Here is a 15,279-nt window from a genome sequence, read left to right on the forward strand (position 1 = left end):
AAAAAAGATGAAGAAAAATATTATATCAAAAGTAGTTATTGCTTTTATGGCAATGATGATGTTGGTGGGATGTAGTGAGGAGTTTTTAGACGAACCAAAACCTACAGAGGGTGTTCCGGAGACTGTAATTTTTGCATCACGTGACGGAGTTGAGGCCTTTATTTCTGGTATTATGAGTAGATTCAGAGGGCAATATACATCTACTGATTCTGCAGGATTGAATTCAATTTTCTTTGCTAGATCAGTAAAAGGAAATGATTTAATCCAAGCTGATAACTGGTTTGGTTTTGACTATGCTAATGATAATAGAGAGCCTACATACAGAAGAACAGTTTTTTCTTGGAACTATTCTTTCTATATGGTAAATCAAGCAAATGCATTAATTAATGGTGTAGAAAAAAGTACAGCTCTTACTGAGGCTGATAAGGTTGAATTAGCTGCCTATGGTTATGCATTAAGAGGTTTCTTTTATCATCAATTGGTTTTAGAGTTTTGTCCAACCTATGCTGCTGGTACAAGTTTTCCTGCTCCGCCTATTTATACTGAATTGTCTCAAACAGGTAATCCAATGTCAACAGTAGGTGAAGTATATGATTTTATTGTTTCTGATTTGCAAAAAGCAGTAGCTGGATTAAAAGATACAAGATTAGGAAAAACTTATATTAATAAGCCTGTTGCAAACGCTATTTTAGCTCAGGTTTATCAAGCAATGGGAAATAAATGGCCAGAAGCTGAAGCTGCAGCTAAAGCGGCTTACGGTGGAAATCCAACAGCAGTTTTAAACGCTGCTCAATATAGTACAGGATTTGATAATGTTGACAATACAGAATGGTTATGGGGTAGTGCTAATCGCGCTGATCAAAGTAACTATTACTTTAATGCTCCAGCTTCTATGATGGATCATTTGACAACTTCATATTCTGCAACATATATTAATAATGATTTCGTAAATTTATTTTCTGCTACTGATGTTAGAAGAAGATTTCAAAGAAAGAGTGCTGCAATAACGAGTACAGCTGATTTCAGATATTGGATCTCTACTAAATTTAAGTTTACTTTTGAGGGTGATAATTCAATCATTAGAACTCCAGAAATGATATTGATTGAAGCTGAAGCTAAATTTAGACAAGGTTTAACAGCTGATGCTCATAATTTATTGTACGTTTTGCAAAAAAACAGAGATGTTAATGCTGTGAAGTCTACTAATACTGGAGATGCCTTATTAAATGAAATTTTAGTTGAAAGAAGAAAAGAGCTTTACGGAGAATGTGGTGTTGAATGGTTTGACGCTAAACGTTTGAGAAGAGCTATCACTAGAACTGGTAATCATAGAATTGGTGCTGCTGCAAATTTAGCAGTAGATGATAAAAAATTCTTCTTGAAAATTCCTCAAGCTGAAATTGATGCTAATGAATTTATCGATGGTTCGGTAAACGACGGACGATAATTCTTTTAGTTAATTTAATAATAAAGCCGAGTTTGTTTTTCAAACTCGGCTTTATCTTTTTACATTTGCAGGATATATTTATCTAAATTATGAAGCATTTAGCAAGAAGTTTATTTTTATTCGGTTTTTGTTTATTTTCAACTATATTGTTTTCTCAAGAAAAAAAAACTGCTCCTAAAAAGGATTTAGATATGAATACGGAATATTCTAGTATTACAGATACCGTAAAGAAGAAAAAAGCCAAAATAGCAACTATAGACCAATATAAGATAGTCACTTTAGAGCATGATACTATTTATGCAGATACTTCGCTAACAATAAAAAGTGCTTACAGACAGAATCATCTTAGAAAAGATCTTTTTGGACTTTTAGAGTTTTCTAATATCGGCCAGCCATTAAATACCTTACAATATAGTTTGACAAGTTTTTCTCCGTATCCAGAAATTGGTTTTACAGGGAAACATTCCAATTATATGCAAGCAGATCAGATTCGATATTATTCGGCCGCAACGCCATTTACAGAATTGTTTTTTAATACTACAATTAATAAAGGACAGAACGTAGATTCTTTTATTACTTTAAATACATCCAAAAATCTTAATTTCTCAATTGCCTACAAAGGTTTAAGATCTGAAGGAGATTATATAAATCAATTGGTTAGTGCTGGTAATTTCAGATTTACAACTAGTTATGCTACAACCAGCAGACGTTATGCAATCAATATGCATTTTGCCAATCAGGATATAATGAACGAAGAAAATGGAGGAATAACAAATGTTTCCAATTTTGAAAGTGATGATCCCGATTTTAAAAATCGACAAAGATTACAGGTTTATTTGACCGATGCAGAAACGCTTTTAAAAGGTAGAAGATTGTTTTTTGACCACGCTTTTAGGGTAAATCCAAAAGATGGGAATAACAATTTGTATTTAACGCATCAATTTAATTATGAATATAAAAATTATCAATATAAACAGCAGACAATAACGTCTTCTATTACAGATAATAATAATGTGACTACCACAGTAAACCGTTTTGGAGATTCGTATGTTGCAAGCGCAATCAACGACGAAACAAAATATGAAAGACTTTATAATAAAGTAGGTGCAGCGTATGAAAACTCTCTTTTAGGAAAGTTTAATTTTTTTATAGACGATTATAGATCCAATTATCAATATGAAAAAGTAATTGTTGACTCTTTAAACAATGCGATTCCTGCCAATTTGTACTTGCAATTTAATAATGTGGGAGGACAATACGAATATCAAAAGAACAAATGGAATGGTAGATTTCTGTATTCAAGATCTATTACGAATCAATCACTTTCTGACTTAGATGCCAAATTGAGATATGATTTAAACGAAAAAATTAAATTCGATTTTAGATATCGTAATATCAATAAGCTGCCAAATAATAATTATAATTTATATCAAAGTAGTTGGGTTGCATATAATTGGTCACATGATTTCAAAAATGAAAAAATAAATTCATTAAGTGCCGAAATAACAACTCCTTGGTTAACGGGACAAGTTCAGTACACTGTATTAAAAGATCACTTGTTTTTTAGAGATACATCGTCAGTTGCAAATGTTCAAATTGTTACGCCAGAACAGTATGGTAATGTGATAAATTATTTAGAAATAAAAGCAAGTCGTGAATTTAAATTTGGTCCTTTTGCGTTAGATAACACACTTTTATACCAAAAAGTAGATCAATCAGATTTGATTTTAAATGTTCCTGATTTTGTAACTAGAAATACGTTTTATTACTCAAATCATTTTTTCAAAAAAGCATTATTTATCCAAACAGGTATTGTATTTAATTATCTGACTAAATATTACGGAGATGATTATAACCCTGTTATTGCAGAGTTTTTTGTGCAGCAAGAAGAAAAGATTGGCGGTTTTGCTACTTTCGATTTTTTCGTAAATGCTAGAATTCGTCAGACACGTTTTTATTTGAAAGCAGAACATTTGAACGCGCTTTTTTCGCAAAGCAATTATTACTCGGCGCCTAATAATCCTTATCGCGATTTTGTATTGCGTTTTGGTTTAGTTTGGAATTTCTTCCAATAAACCGAATTTAATTAGAACCACTATATTAAACTTAAATAAAATGGACTTTTCAAAAAATATTTTAGAAACAATTGGTAACACGCCATTGGTAAAACTCAACAAAATTGTTGCTGAAATTGATGCGTTAGTATTGGCAAAAGTCGAAACCTTTAATCCTGGTAATTCTGTAAAAGACAGAATGGCTGTAAAAATGATTGAAGATGCAGAGGCTGATGGCCGTTTGAAACCTGGAGGAACTATTATCGAAGGAACTTCTGGAAATACAGGAATGGGACTTGCACTTGTTGCAATCGTAAAAGGATACAAATTAATTTGTGTAATCTCGGATAAGCAATCAAAAGAAAAAATGGATATTCTTCGTGCTGTAGGAGCAAAAGTTGTTGTTTGTCCTACAGATGTTGAGCCTACAGATCCTCGTTCTTATTATTCGGTTTCTAAGCGTTTGGCTGAAGAAACGCCTAATTCTTGGTACGTAAATCAGTATGATAATATGTCAAATTCATTGGCGCATTATGAGCAGACAGGACCAGAAATTTGGAGACAAACCGATGGTAAAATCACACATTTTGTAGTTGGAGTTGGAACAGGAGGAACAATTTCTGGTGTTGGGAAATATTTAAAAGAAAAAAATCCAAATATTAAAATCTGGGGAATTGATACTTACGGTTCTGTTTTTAAGAAATACCACGAAACTGGAATTTTTGATGAAAACGAAATCTATTCTTATATAACAGAAGGAATTGGGGAAGATATTTTACCAAAGAATGTTGATTTTTCTTTAATTGACGGATTCACAAAAGTAACCGATAAAGACGCAGCAGTTTATACTAGAAAGATCGCTTTAGAAGAAGCTATTTTTGTTGGAAATTCTGCCGGAGCTTGTATAAAAGGTCTTTTGCAGTTAAAAGAACATTTCAAGCCTGATGATGTCGTTGTGGTTCTTTTTCACGATTCTGGAAGTCGCTACGTAGGTAAAATGTTCAATGATGATTGGATGCGTGAACGTGGATTTTTAGAAGAGAATGTAACTAAGGCAGAAGACGTTATCAAAGATCATATTGATAAAGAATTGATTGTTGTACGTACAGAAGAATTGGTTTCGCATGCAATTGAGCGTATGCGTAAATATAAAATTTCGCAGATTCCAGTTGTTGATATTAATGGATTTGTTGGTTCTGTTGATGAAACAGACTTGTTTAGAAGTTATGTTGCAGATAAAAATGTAGCCGAAAAACCAATTAAGGAAGTAATGGGAAAACCATTTCCGATTGTAAAATTAGGAACGCCAATTGAAGAAGTATCAAAACTTTTCTCAAAAGAAAATGATGCTGTTTTAGTTGACTTAGGAAATGGACATCATCATATTATTACAAAATATGATATCATAGGTTCGATAAAATAGACTTTTACAAATAAAATTAATCCATAAATCTGATTGTTTTTCGATTAGATTTGTGGATTTTTCTTTTAAAAATATAAAATGAATTTTACAGCAATTGATTTTGAAACAGCAACAGGTTATCATCCGTGTTCGGTTGGAATTGTTACGGTTCAAAACGGGATTATAGTAGACGAATTTGTGTCTTTAATTAAACCTCCAAACAATGAATACAATCCATTTACGATTCGTGTTCACGGCATTTATCCAAAAGATACCATCAATGCAAAATCTTTTTTTCAGATTTATCCTGAAATCGAAAAAAGACTAAAAAATCGAGTTGTAGTAGCTCATAATGAAAGTTTTGATCGCAATGTTTTGATGAAAACAATGCTGCTTCACGGCTTAAATTATGAAGATTTAAATATTGCTACAAAATGGGAATGCACGGTTAAAATTTATAAAGCAAAGGGAATTAAACCAACAAAATTAAGTGACTGTTGTCGAGAAATGAATATTCAGCTTAATCATCACGAAGCGTTGTCTGATGCTCGTGCTTGTGCAAAACTTTATATGCTTCAGTAAATAAATTAATTTGTAAGAATAATATTAATTTTTATTATTTTTAGATTTTGAAAAATACTTTAAAATCTAAAAATGAAAGAAGAATTTCTTCATTATCTCTGGAAATTCAAGAAGTTTGACACCTTGAATTTGAAAACCGCACAAGATGAATTAATTACTATTGTTAAAACAGGTGATTATTTAGAACTTTCTGGTCCTGATTTTTTCAATGCTCTTATAATAATCGAAAATCAAAAATGGGCTGGCAATGTTGAAATTCATTTAAAATCATCTGATTGGTATTTGCATAATCATGAAAAAGATCCTGCTTATGAAAATGTTATTCTTCATGTAGTTTGGGAAAATGATACTCCAATTTATAGAAAAAATAATACCGAGATTCCAGTTTTGGTTCTTAAAGATTATGTTTCTAAAGAAATAATTGAAAACTACAATTCATTAATTTCTCCAAAAACATGGATTTCCTGCGAAAAACAATTAAAAGAACTAGACGATTTTGTTTTTAAAAATTGGCAGGAAAGATTATTTTTCGAAAGATTAGAACGTAAATCAAAGTTTATTTCTGAAATATTAAAAGAAACAAATCAAGATTGGGAAGCTGTTTTATTTTTTCTATTAGCAAAGAATTTTGGACTAAACACAAATGGAAATTCTTTTTTGCAAATTGCAAAGTCAATCCCTTTTTCTGTTATAAGAAAAGAAAGTTTTGAATACGAAAATTTAGAAGCCTTACTTTTTGGAACTGCTGGTTTATTGGATGTAGAAAAAGAAGATGTTTATTTTAAAGATTTGAAGTTTCGATATTATTATCTGTTACACAAATATCAACTGGAAAAAACATACATAAATCCGCTTCAATTTTTTAAACTTCGTCCAGATAATTTTCCAACAATTCGACTTTCTCAATTAGCGAGTTTATATCACAAACAGCAGAACTTATTCTCTAAAATAATTGATTTAAAATCTGTTGAGAGTGTGTACAGAATTTTAAGCGTTTCTACAAGTTCTTATTGGCAAAATCATTATCAGTTTGATAGAGAAAGTGTTGAGAAGAATAAAAGGCTTTCTAAATCGTTTTTAGACTTAATTGTCATCAATACAATAATTCCACTTCAATTTATCTATTCAAATATTATGGGCGAATCTATTGAAGAAGATTTAATTGATTTTATGAAAGAAGTGCCCTCAGAAAAAAACGCAACTATTGATAAGTTTAATTCGTTCGGGATAAATTCTAAAAATGCATTTGAAAGTCAGACTTTATTAGAACTTAAAAATGAATATTGTACACATAAAGCATGTTTGAATTGTGCGATAGGATTAGAACTTCTAAAAAAAAATTAGATAATTTTGTATTTTTGCGATCCAATGATTATTCGAATCTAAAATCTTAAGTATAAAATCTAAAATCATAAAATGTCAGCTATTTTAAAACTCAAATTCTTTTTTGAAAAATACGGTTTTCATGTTTCTTCAAGATTAGCAGATAAGCTTGGAATGCGTGTGACAAATGTGAGATTATTTTTTATTTACATTTCTTTTGTTACAGCTGGTTTAGGATTTGGCGTTTATCTTACGCTCGCATTCTGGATTAGATTGAAAGATTTAATTCGCTCAAAAAGAACTTCAGTATTTGATTTATAAAAAAAAAGCTCCAAATCTAGATTTGGAGCTTTTTTATGAAGTTATATTTGTTCTTCTTCATTAGGATTGTTAAGTCTAGATCTTTTCTTGCTATATCCAAAGTATACAATTATACCAAGAATAAGCCATCCAAAAGATAATAACTGTGCATCTTTACTTAAATTGAAAATTAAATAAGAATTGATTGCAATTCCTAATACTGCAATTATTGGTAAAGCAGGAACTTTAAATGTTCTGGTTAATCCTGGTTGTTTTACTCTTAAAATCCAAACAGCAATACAAACCATTGTAAAGGCAAACAAAGTACCAAAACTTGTCATGTCAGCCAATTTGTTGATTGGCGTAAAAGCAGCAACAGTTGCGATGACAGCTCCAAGAATCATTAAGTTCGTTTTTGGAGTTCCAGAAATAGGATTTACTTTAGAGAAAACTTGTGGAATTAAACCATCTTTAGACATTCCAAGGAAAATTCTAGATTGTCCCATAATCATTACCATTAATACTGAAACCAAACCAATAGTTGCGGCAACGGTAATAATAGAACCAGCCCAGCCTTGTCCTGCAATATCAAATGCATAAGCAACAGGAGCTTTGATAGCTTCAGGATATTTTCCTAGTGGATTAAAATCTTGGTAATTCATCATTCCTGTTAATACTAAAGAAACAAGAATATATAAAGTAGTACAAATTAATAAAGAAGCGATAATTGCAAAAGGAACATCTTTTTTAGGATTAATAGCTTCTCCAGCTTGTGTAGAAACAGCATCGAAACCAACATAAGCAAAGAAAATAGCTGCAGCTCCAGAGATAATACCTCCAATTCCGTATGCATTGTGTGTAGTTTCTTTTTCGATAATCTGAGTTGCTTCAGGAATAAATGGGCTCCAGTTTGCTGTATTGATAAAGAAAAGACCAGCAATAATTACAAAGATTACAGCAGATACTTTAAGAATAACAATTGCGTTATTTGCTTTAGCAGCACTTTTTGTTCCTTTAATAAGCAATGAAATAACTAAAAGAACGATCAAGAAAGCTGGAAGATTCATAGAAAAACCTTCTCCTGTGTAGCTTGCAGGATCTGTAGTTAACCAATCAGGAAGGTGAATGTGAAATATTTTGAGCAATTTATTAAAGTATCCGGACCAGGAAACGGCGACGGTCATTGAACCCATTGCGTATTCAAGAATTAGCCCCCATCCAATTATCCAGGCAAAAACTTCTCCAATTGTACCGTAAGCATATGCATAAGCAGATCCTTCGACAGGCAAAATAGAAGCAAATTCAGAATAGCAGAGAGCTGCAAATACACAGGCAATACCTGCAATAATAAACGAAATTGCTAATGCTGGACCTGCATGATAATAAGCCCCAGTACCTGTAAGAACAAAAATTCCCCCACCGATAATGGCACCAACACCAATGGCAGTAAGACTCCATTTTCCTAGGACTCTCTTTAAATCACTTTTTTTCATATCGGCCTCAAAGGCAGATATTGGTTTAACTCTCCAAATTGACATACTATTTTATTGGTTTATTTGTTATTAAGTGCCAAATGTATTGTTTTTTGTAAAAAATAAAAACATTTATCATGTTTTAAGTTATAAAAACTTTATTTTTTTTACAGTACTCTCAAGAATATTTCTTTATGGGTTGACATTCATTAAATTAATTGCTTATTTATAAAACATTTAATAATTTTTTAAAAACTACTTTTCTTACTAATATTATCGATATATTTGAAAGTTTTTTCTTTCTTTTTAATTTAGCTTTAAATTTAAAGTTTATTTAGTATAATGAATTTCAGGTATTTCAGCAGATATTTCCATTTTTCAAAACAACAGCGAATAGGTATTTTTATTCTCTTTGCTATAATGATCGGATTGCAGGTTTTTTATTTATTGTCTGATTTTGAGGTTTTAGATGTAGAAGACTCCAATAAAGACAATTGGCTGGCTTATCAATCAGAAATTGATAAAGAGAAATTGGATGGTGAAAATAAGAAAACGACCAATTATCTGTTTAATCCAAATTTTATTTCTGATTATAAAGGCTATAAACTCGGAATGACTGTTGAAGAGATTGATCGATTAATGGCATTTCGCAAAGAGAATAAATTTGTAAACTCTGCAGATGAGTTTCAAAAAGTTACGGGCATCTCAGACTCATTATTAAATAAAATTGCTCCGTTGTTTAAATTTCCGAATTGGATACAGCAAAAAGCGGGTTTAAAGACAAGGCAAGTAAATTTTGTGAAAAATGATTTTACAAAGAAAGCAAAGTTTGAAATATTAGATATAAATCAAGCCAATCAAGAAGATTTAATGAAATTATACGGAATTGGAGAAGGATTGTCTGAAAGAATATTAAAGCAAAAAGAAATTCTCGGCTGTTTTGTGTCGATGGAACAAATGAAAGATATTTGGGGGCTTTCTCCAGAAGTTATAATTGAATTGAATAGTCATTTTAAAGTTGTAATTCCGCCATCGCTGAAGAAAATAAAAGTTAATGATGCATCTTTAAAAGAACTTTCGCAATTTTTTTATTTCAAATATGCTTTAGCAAAACAGATTGTAACTTATAGGAGCATGAATGGAAATTTTGATAATATTGAGGATTTAGCAAAAATTAAAGATTTTCCTGTAGAAAAAGCAAAAATAATTAGTTTATATTTGGAGTTCTAAAAGAAACCAACTCATGAACTTTGATTACAACGAAACACAACTAATGATAGCTCAGTCCATAAAAGACTTTGCAGAAAAAAATATCAAACCTTATATAATGGAATGGGATGAGGCACAAATATTTCCAATCCCTTTATTTAAACAGCTTGGCGAAATGGGCTTTATGGGAGTTCTTGTTCCAGAAGAATATGGAGGGTCGGGTTTGGGTTATCATGAATATGTTACAGTAATAGAAGAAATTTCAAAAGTAGATCCTTCGATAGGCTTATCGGTTGCGGCTCATAATTCTTTGTGTACAAATCATATTTTAACTTTTGGAAACGAAGAACAGAAGAAAAAATGGCTTCCAAAATTAGCTACTGCAGAACATTTAGGGGCATGGGGATTAACGGAGCATAATACAGGTTCTGATGCTGGCGGTATGAATACAACTGCGGTAAAAGACGGAGATCATTGGATAGTAAACGGAGCAAAAAACTTTATTACGCATGCTATTTCGGGTGATATTGCTGTTGTTGTTGTCCGAACTGGTGAAAAAGGGGATTCAAAAGGAATGACTGCTTTTGTGTTTGAAAAGGGAATGCTAGGCTTTTCATCAGGTAAAAAAGAGAATAAATTAGGAATGAGAGCTAGTGAAACAGCGGAATTGGTTTTTGATAATTGCCGTATTCCTGACGCAAACAGATTAGGCGAGGTTGGTCAAGGGTTTATTCAAGCTATGAAAATTTTAGATGGAGGAAGAATTTCTATTGGAGCTTTGTCGCTAGGAATTGCAAAAGGAGCTTATGAAGCGGCGCTTAAATATTCAAAAGAAAGACATCAATTTGGGCAGCCTATCAGTAGTTTTCAAGGAATTTCATTTAAATTAGCCGATATGGCAACAGAAATCGAAGCTTCTGAATTGTTGTTGCACAAAGCGGCATTTTTAAAACAACAACATAAGCCTGTGACAACATCTGGTGCAATGGCAAAAATGTATGCTTCTGAAGCTTGTGTAAAAATTGCAAATGATGCAGTTCAGATTCATGGCGGGTACGGCTATACTAAAGATTTTCCAGTTGAAAAGTTTTATAGAGATTCTAAACTGTGTACTATCGGAGAGGGAACTACCGAAATTCAGAAATTGGTTATCTCTAGAAATTTATTGAAAGAGTAGATTTTGTAAAAAGTAATAAGTTTAAGGTTGAATAAATAAACTGTATCTCGCTTTTTACATCTTAAAATTTTACCAATGAAAATAATTTACAATTTATAACTCATAATCAATAATTAATTTCTATATTTGCAGCCTTAACGAGAGGAGGTGTCTATATTATGTTAATTATACCAATTAAAGACGGAGAAAATATCGATAGAGCATTAAAGCGCTATAAAAGAAAATTTGATAAAACAGGAACTGTTCGTCAATTAAGAGCACGTACTGCTTTTATTAAGCCATCTGTTATCAAAAGAGCACAAATTCAAAAAGCTGCTTACATTCAAGGCTTGAGAGATAGTTTAGAAAGTTAATATTAGCTTTTTAGTAATATAACCGTTAGTGATTAAAATGTTTTAATTTTGATCCTAACGGTTTTTTTTATGCTTAAATTTGAGATATATTATTTTCTATGAAAACGAATAAAGAAGCTTTTTGTGATTATCTGTTGTTGGAGAAAAAATATTCTTCGCACACTGTAGATGCTTATTTGGGAGATTTAACTGCTTTTGAGTTTTTTGTTCAAGAAGAATTTGGTCAGGATAATATTGATTCGGTTAATTATGGTCAGGTAAGAAGTTGGATTGTTTTATTGGTTGACAAGGATGTTTCTAATGTCTCGGTTAATCGAAAAATGGCTTCATTGAAGGCTTTCTATAAATTTCTTTTAAAAGCAAAGCAAATTGAGGTAAGTCCGATGTTGAAACATAAATCGTTAAAAACACCAAAAGTGATTCAGGTGCCTTTTTCTGAAAAAGAAGTGAAAGAATTGTTAGGGCAGATTGATAATCCTGTCGGTTTTGAAGAGGTGAGAGATAAATTGATTGTCGAAATGTTTTATATGACGGGAATGCGTCGTGCGGAATTGATTAATTTAGAGTTGAAAAATGTAGATTGTTCTTCTGGTTTGATAAAGGTTTTGGGAAAAAGAAATAAAGAGCGTCTTGTTCCTATTCTGCCAATTATAGTTTCTCAGATTGATTCTTATATAAAGGAGCGGCATGATTTGGAAAGTGGTGTTGATTCGGATTATTTTTTTGTTTCGAAAAAAGGATTAAAATTGAGTGAATCTTTTGTTTATCGTTTAATAAATTCATACTTTAGTAGAGTCTCAGAAAAGGTGAAAAAAAGTCCACACGTGCTTCGTCATACTTTTGCAACTCACTTATTAAATAATGGGGCAGATTTGAATTCAGTTAAGGAGTTGTTAGGGCATTCTAGTTTGGCATCTACGCAAGTTTATACTCATAATAGTTTGGCAGAACTTAAAAAGGTATATATAGGTGCGCATCCTCGGAATAAATAATGATTCTAAAATGTTAATCCTAAAATTTTTATTATGAAGGTAGATGTTCATGCAGTTAACTTTACTGTTGACAGAAAATTGGTCGATTTTATTCAGGAAAGAATGGATAAGTTGGAGAAATACTACGACCGTGTAGTTTCGTCAGATGTTTTTTTGAAAGTTGAAAGAACGAGTGATAAGGAAAATAAGGCGGTGGAAATTAAGATTAATGTTCCTGGGGATGATTTTTTGGTAAAAAAACAGTGTAAGACATTTGAAGAGGCGGTTGAGCTTTCGGCAGAATCATTAGAACGTTTACTTGTGAAAAGGAAAGAAAAAATAAGAGCGCACATTTAATTGAAATTTTTTTTAAAAAATGTTTTGATTAAAAGATAAAATAGCTACATTTGCAGTCCGTTAGAAATAGCGGACTTTTTTATTGCATTCGCCGATGTAGCTCAGCTGGCTAGAGCAGCTGATTTGTAATCAGCAGGTCGTGGGTTCGAGTCCCTCTATCGGCTCAAAATAATTCAAATGCGATTTGATTTGTTCTTAAAATAATGAGAATTTAAACTAGGGGAGATACTCAAGCGGCCAACGAGGGCAGACTGTAAATCTGCTGTGTGAACTTCGCAGGTTCGAATCCTGCTCTCCCCACAAAAAAAAGAAGGTATGATTTTGGGCTTTAGATTTTTAAAAATCTGAAATCTAAATTCAAAATCTAAAATTAGAACTCTCTGCCGGTGTAGCTCAGGGGTAGAGTGCTTCCTTGGTAAGGAAGAGGTCTCGGGTTCAAATCCCGACATTGGCTCAAGTAAGTAGGAAATTGAAAATTAATATATAACTAAGATTAAAAATTAAGTAAAATGGCAAAGGAGAATTTTAATCGTTCCAAACCGCACTTAAACATAGGTACAATTGGACACGTAGATCACGGAAAAACTACATTAACTGCTGCAATTACAAAAGTATTGTCAGATGCTGGTTACTGTCAAGCAAAATCGTTTGATCAAATCGATAACGCTCCAGAGGAGAAAGAAAGAGGTATTACTATTAATACATCACACGTAGAGTATGAAACAGCTAACCGTCACTACGCTCACGTTGACTGTCCAGGTCACGCGGATTACGTAAAGAACATGGTTACTGGTGCTGCTCAAATGGACGGAGCTATCTTAGTAGTTGCTGCTACAGATGGTCCAATGCCACAAACTCGTGAGCACATCCTTTTAGGTCGTCAGGTTGGTATTCCAAGAATCGTTGTTTTCATGAACAAAGTGGATATGGTTGATGATGCTGAGTTATTAGAGCTTGTTGAAATGGAAATTAGAGATTTATTATCTTTCTACGAATATGATGGAGATAATGGTCCTGTTGTTCAAGGTTCTGCTTTAGGAGGATTAAACAATGATCCAAACTGGGTACCAAAAATTATCGAATTAATGGAAGCTGTTGATGCTTGGATCGAAGAGCCAGTACGTGACGTTGCTAAGCCATTCTTGATGCCAGTTGAGGACGTATTTACAATTACAGGTCGTGGAACTGTTGCTACAGGTCGTATCGAAACTGGAGTTGCTAATACTGGAGATCCTGTTGAAATCATTGGTATGGGAGCTGAAAAATTAACTTCTACTATTACTGGAGTTGAGATGTTCCGTAAAATCCTTGACAGAGGTGAAGCTGGAGATAACGTAGGTTTATTGTTAAGAGGTATTGATAAAGCTGATATCAAAAGAGGTATGGTTATTATTAAGCCAGGTTCAGTAAAACCACACGCTAAATTCAAAGCTGAGGTTTATATCTTGAAAAAAGAAGAAGGTGGACGTCACACTCCATTCCACAATAACTACCGTCCACAGTTCTACGTACGTACAACTGACGTAACAGGAGTTATTTCTTTACCAGCAGGTGTAGAGATGGTAATGCCAGGTGATAACTTAACTATTGAAGTTGCTTTATTAAGCCCAATCGCTATGAACGTAGGTTTACGTTTTGCTATCCGTGAAGGTGGTAGAACAGTTGGTGCTGGTCAGGTTACTGAAATCGTAGAGTAATTCTATAAATAAATAAAAGCCAGTGATTTCTTATTTGAAATCACTGGCTTTAATTACGGGCGTAGTTCAAGGGTAGAATAGCGGTCTCCAAAACCGTTGATGGGGGTTCGAATCCCTCCGCCCGTGCAATAAAAAATATATCAAATGACAAAAGTTACTAATTATTTATCAGAGGCTTTCGAAGAGTTAAAGTCAAATGTTACTTGGCCAGCTTGGGCTGAAGTACAGAAATTGACAATTGTTGTGGCTGTATTTTCGATTTTATTCGCTTTGGCAACATGGGGAGTAGACGAATTTTTTGCAAAAGCTTTGGCTGGATTTTTTAACTGGTTAAAAGGATAATTTTTTTGTGATGGCAGATAATAATGTGAAAAAATGGTACGTAGTTAGAGCGGTTAGTGGTCAAGAAAATAAAGTAAAAGCTTATATTGAGACTGAGATTGCGAGATTAGGTATGGAGGATTATGTTTCTCAGGTCTTAGTGCCTACTGAAAAAGTAGTGACTGTAAAAGACGGGAAAAAATCATCTAAGGATAAAGTTTACTTTCCTGGATATGTTATGATTGAAGCCAACTTGGTTGGTGAAATCCCTCATATTATTAAGTCAATTACTAGTGTTATTGGATTTCTAGGAGAAATTAAAGGCGGAGAACCTGTTCCTTTGAGACTTTCTGAAGTAAACCGTATGTTAGGTAAAGTGGATGAGTTAGCTGTGAATACTGATACTCGATCTATACCATTTACTGTTGGTGAAACGGTTAAGGTTATTGATGGGCCTTTCAATGGATTTAATGGTTCTGTTGAAAAAATCAATGAAGAAAAGCGTAAACTTGAAGTTATGGTTAAGATTTTCGGAAGAAAAACTCCATTAGAATTAAGTTTTATGCAAGTAGAAAAAGTATAATTTTTTGTTACACTATAATAAACCATTGTAA

15 protein-coding genes and 4 tRNA genes are annotated in these 15,279 nt (G+C 32.6%); 18 read left to right on the forward strand and 1 reads right to left on the reverse strand.

Going from position 1 to position 15,279, the window contains the following annotated elements; genetic code table 11:
• The first annotated feature begins 7 nt into the window (after positions 1-7).
• The 6 genes from NYQ10_RS09160 (at position 8) to NYQ10_RS09185 (ending at position 7,129) form a co-directional block, all read left to right on the forward strand.
• Entirely contained in the window at positions 8-1,447 is a 1,440-nt protein-coding gene (locus NYQ10_RS09160) for a RagB/SusD family nutrient uptake outer membrane protein (RefSeq protein WP_289880190.1), read from the forward strand.
• Positions 1,448-1,638: 191 nt separating this feature from the next.
• Complete coding sequence (locus tag NYQ10_RS09165) at positions 1,639-3,522, forward strand: putative porin (protein WP_289880192.1); 1,884 nt, start codon at positions 1,639-1,641, stop codon at positions 3,520-3,522.
• 40 nt (positions 3,523-3,562) lie between these two features.
• The gene (locus NYQ10_RS09170) at positions 3,563-4,924 is read left to right on the forward strand and encodes a pyridoxal-phosphate dependent enzyme (protein WP_289880194.1); all 1,362 of its coding nucleotides are present in this window, start codon (positions 3,563-3,565) and stop codon (positions 4,922-4,924) included.
• Positions 4,925-5,002: 78 nt separating this feature from the next.
• Positions 5,003-5,485 (forward strand): 3'-5' exonuclease, encoded by a 483-nt coding sequence (locus tag NYQ10_RS09175; protein WP_289880195.1) that lies wholly within the window; start codon positions 5,003-5,005, stop codon positions 5,483-5,485.
• A 72-nt stretch (positions 5,486-5,557) separates the two neighbouring features.
• Positions 5,558-6,829: a DUF2851 family protein gene (locus NYQ10_RS09180; RefSeq protein WP_289880198.1), complete on the forward strand. Its 1,272-nt coding sequence runs from the start codon at positions 5,558-5,560 to the stop codon at positions 6,827-6,829.
• Between the two features lie 72 nt (positions 6,830-6,901).
• A complete protein-coding gene (locus NYQ10_RS09185) occupies positions 6,902-7,129 on the forward strand; it encodes a PspC family transcriptional regulator (RefSeq protein WP_026730439.1) in 228 nt (75 codons plus the stop codon).
• 41 nt (positions 7,130-7,170) lie between these two features.
• On the opposite strand, the gene NYQ10_RS09190 is transcribed toward NYQ10_RS09185, so the two are convergent.
• Positions 7,171-8,646 (reverse strand): APC family permease, encoded by a 1,476-nt coding sequence (locus NYQ10_RS09190; protein WP_289880200.1) that lies wholly within the window; start codon positions 8,644-8,646, stop codon positions 7,171-7,173.
• A gap of 276 nt (positions 8,647-8,922) precedes the next feature.
• On the opposite strand from NYQ10_RS09190, the gene NYQ10_RS09195 reads away from it, so the two are divergent.
• The 12 genes from NYQ10_RS09195 (at position 8,923) to nusG (ending at position 15,248) form a co-directional block, all read left to right on the forward strand.
• The gene (locus tag NYQ10_RS09195) at positions 8,923-9,810 is read left to right on the forward strand and encodes a helix-hairpin-helix domain-containing protein (protein WP_289880204.1); all 888 of its coding nucleotides are present in this window, start codon (positions 8,923-8,925) and stop codon (positions 9,808-9,810) included.
• Between the two features lie 13 nt (positions 9,811-9,823).
• Complete coding sequence (locus NYQ10_RS09200; protein ID WP_289880205.1) at positions 9,824-10,966, forward strand: acyl-CoA dehydrogenase family protein; 1,143 nt, start codon at positions 9,824-9,826, stop codon at positions 10,964-10,966.
• A 158-nt stretch (positions 10,967-11,124) separates the two neighbouring features.
• Positions 11,125-11,319, forward strand: a complete 195-nt coding sequence (rpsU, locus tag NYQ10_RS09205; protein WP_115889621.1) for a 30S ribosomal protein S21 — start codon at positions 11,125-11,127, stop codon at positions 11,317-11,319.
• A 98-nt stretch (positions 11,320-11,417) separates the two neighbouring features.
• Positions 11,418-12,311 carry a tyrosine-type recombinase/integrase gene (locus NYQ10_RS09210; RefSeq protein ID WP_289880209.1) on the forward strand — a complete coding sequence of 298 codons (894 nt, stop codon included), beginning with the start codon at positions 11,418-11,420 and terminating at the stop codon, positions 12,309-12,311.
• A 33-nt stretch (positions 12,312-12,344) separates the two neighbouring features.
• Positions 12,345-12,647 carry a ribosome hibernation-promoting factor, HPF/YfiA family gene (hpf, locus tag NYQ10_RS09215; protein ID WP_035652108.1) on the forward strand — a complete coding sequence of 101 codons (303 nt, stop codon included), beginning with the start codon at positions 12,345-12,347 and terminating at the stop codon, positions 12,645-12,647.
• A gap of 90 nt (positions 12,648-12,737) precedes the next feature.
• Positions 12,738-12,811: transfer RNA gene (locus tag NYQ10_RS09220), tRNA-Thr, on the forward strand.
• A gap of 55 nt (positions 12,812-12,866) precedes the next feature.
• Positions 12,867-12,947: transfer RNA gene (locus NYQ10_RS09225), tRNA-Tyr, on the forward strand.
• An 82-nt stretch (positions 12,948-13,029) separates the two neighbouring features.
• Positions 13,030-13,101 (forward strand) — tRNA-Thr (locus NYQ10_RS09230).
• Between the two features lie 55 nt (positions 13,102-13,156).
• Positions 13,157-14,344, forward strand: coding sequence for an elongation factor Tu (gene tuf / locus NYQ10_RS09235; protein ID WP_026730432.1), 1,188 nt, complete (start codon positions 13,157-13,159; stop codon positions 14,342-14,344).
• A 55-nt stretch (positions 14,345-14,399) separates the two neighbouring features.
• Positions 14,400-14,470: transfer RNA gene (locus tag NYQ10_RS09240), tRNA-Trp, on the forward strand.
• An 18-nt stretch (positions 14,471-14,488) separates the two neighbouring features.
• Positions 14,489-14,686: a preprotein translocase subunit SecE gene (gene secE / locus NYQ10_RS09245; protein WP_008466927.1), complete on the forward strand. Its 198-nt coding sequence runs from the start codon at positions 14,489-14,491 to the stop codon at positions 14,684-14,686.
• Between the two features lie 10 nt (positions 14,687-14,696).
• Positions 14,697-15,248: a transcription termination/antitermination protein NusG gene (nusG, locus tag NYQ10_RS09250; RefSeq protein ID WP_289880211.1), complete on the forward strand. Its 552-nt coding sequence runs from the start codon at positions 14,697-14,699 to the stop codon at positions 15,246-15,248.
• Positions 15,249-15,279 lie beyond the last annotated feature (31 nt).

This window comes from Flavobacterium johnsoniae, assembly GCF_030388325.1.
GTDB lineage: Bacteria > Bacteroidota > Bacteroidia > Flavobacteriales > Flavobacteriaceae > Flavobacterium > Flavobacterium johnsoniae_C.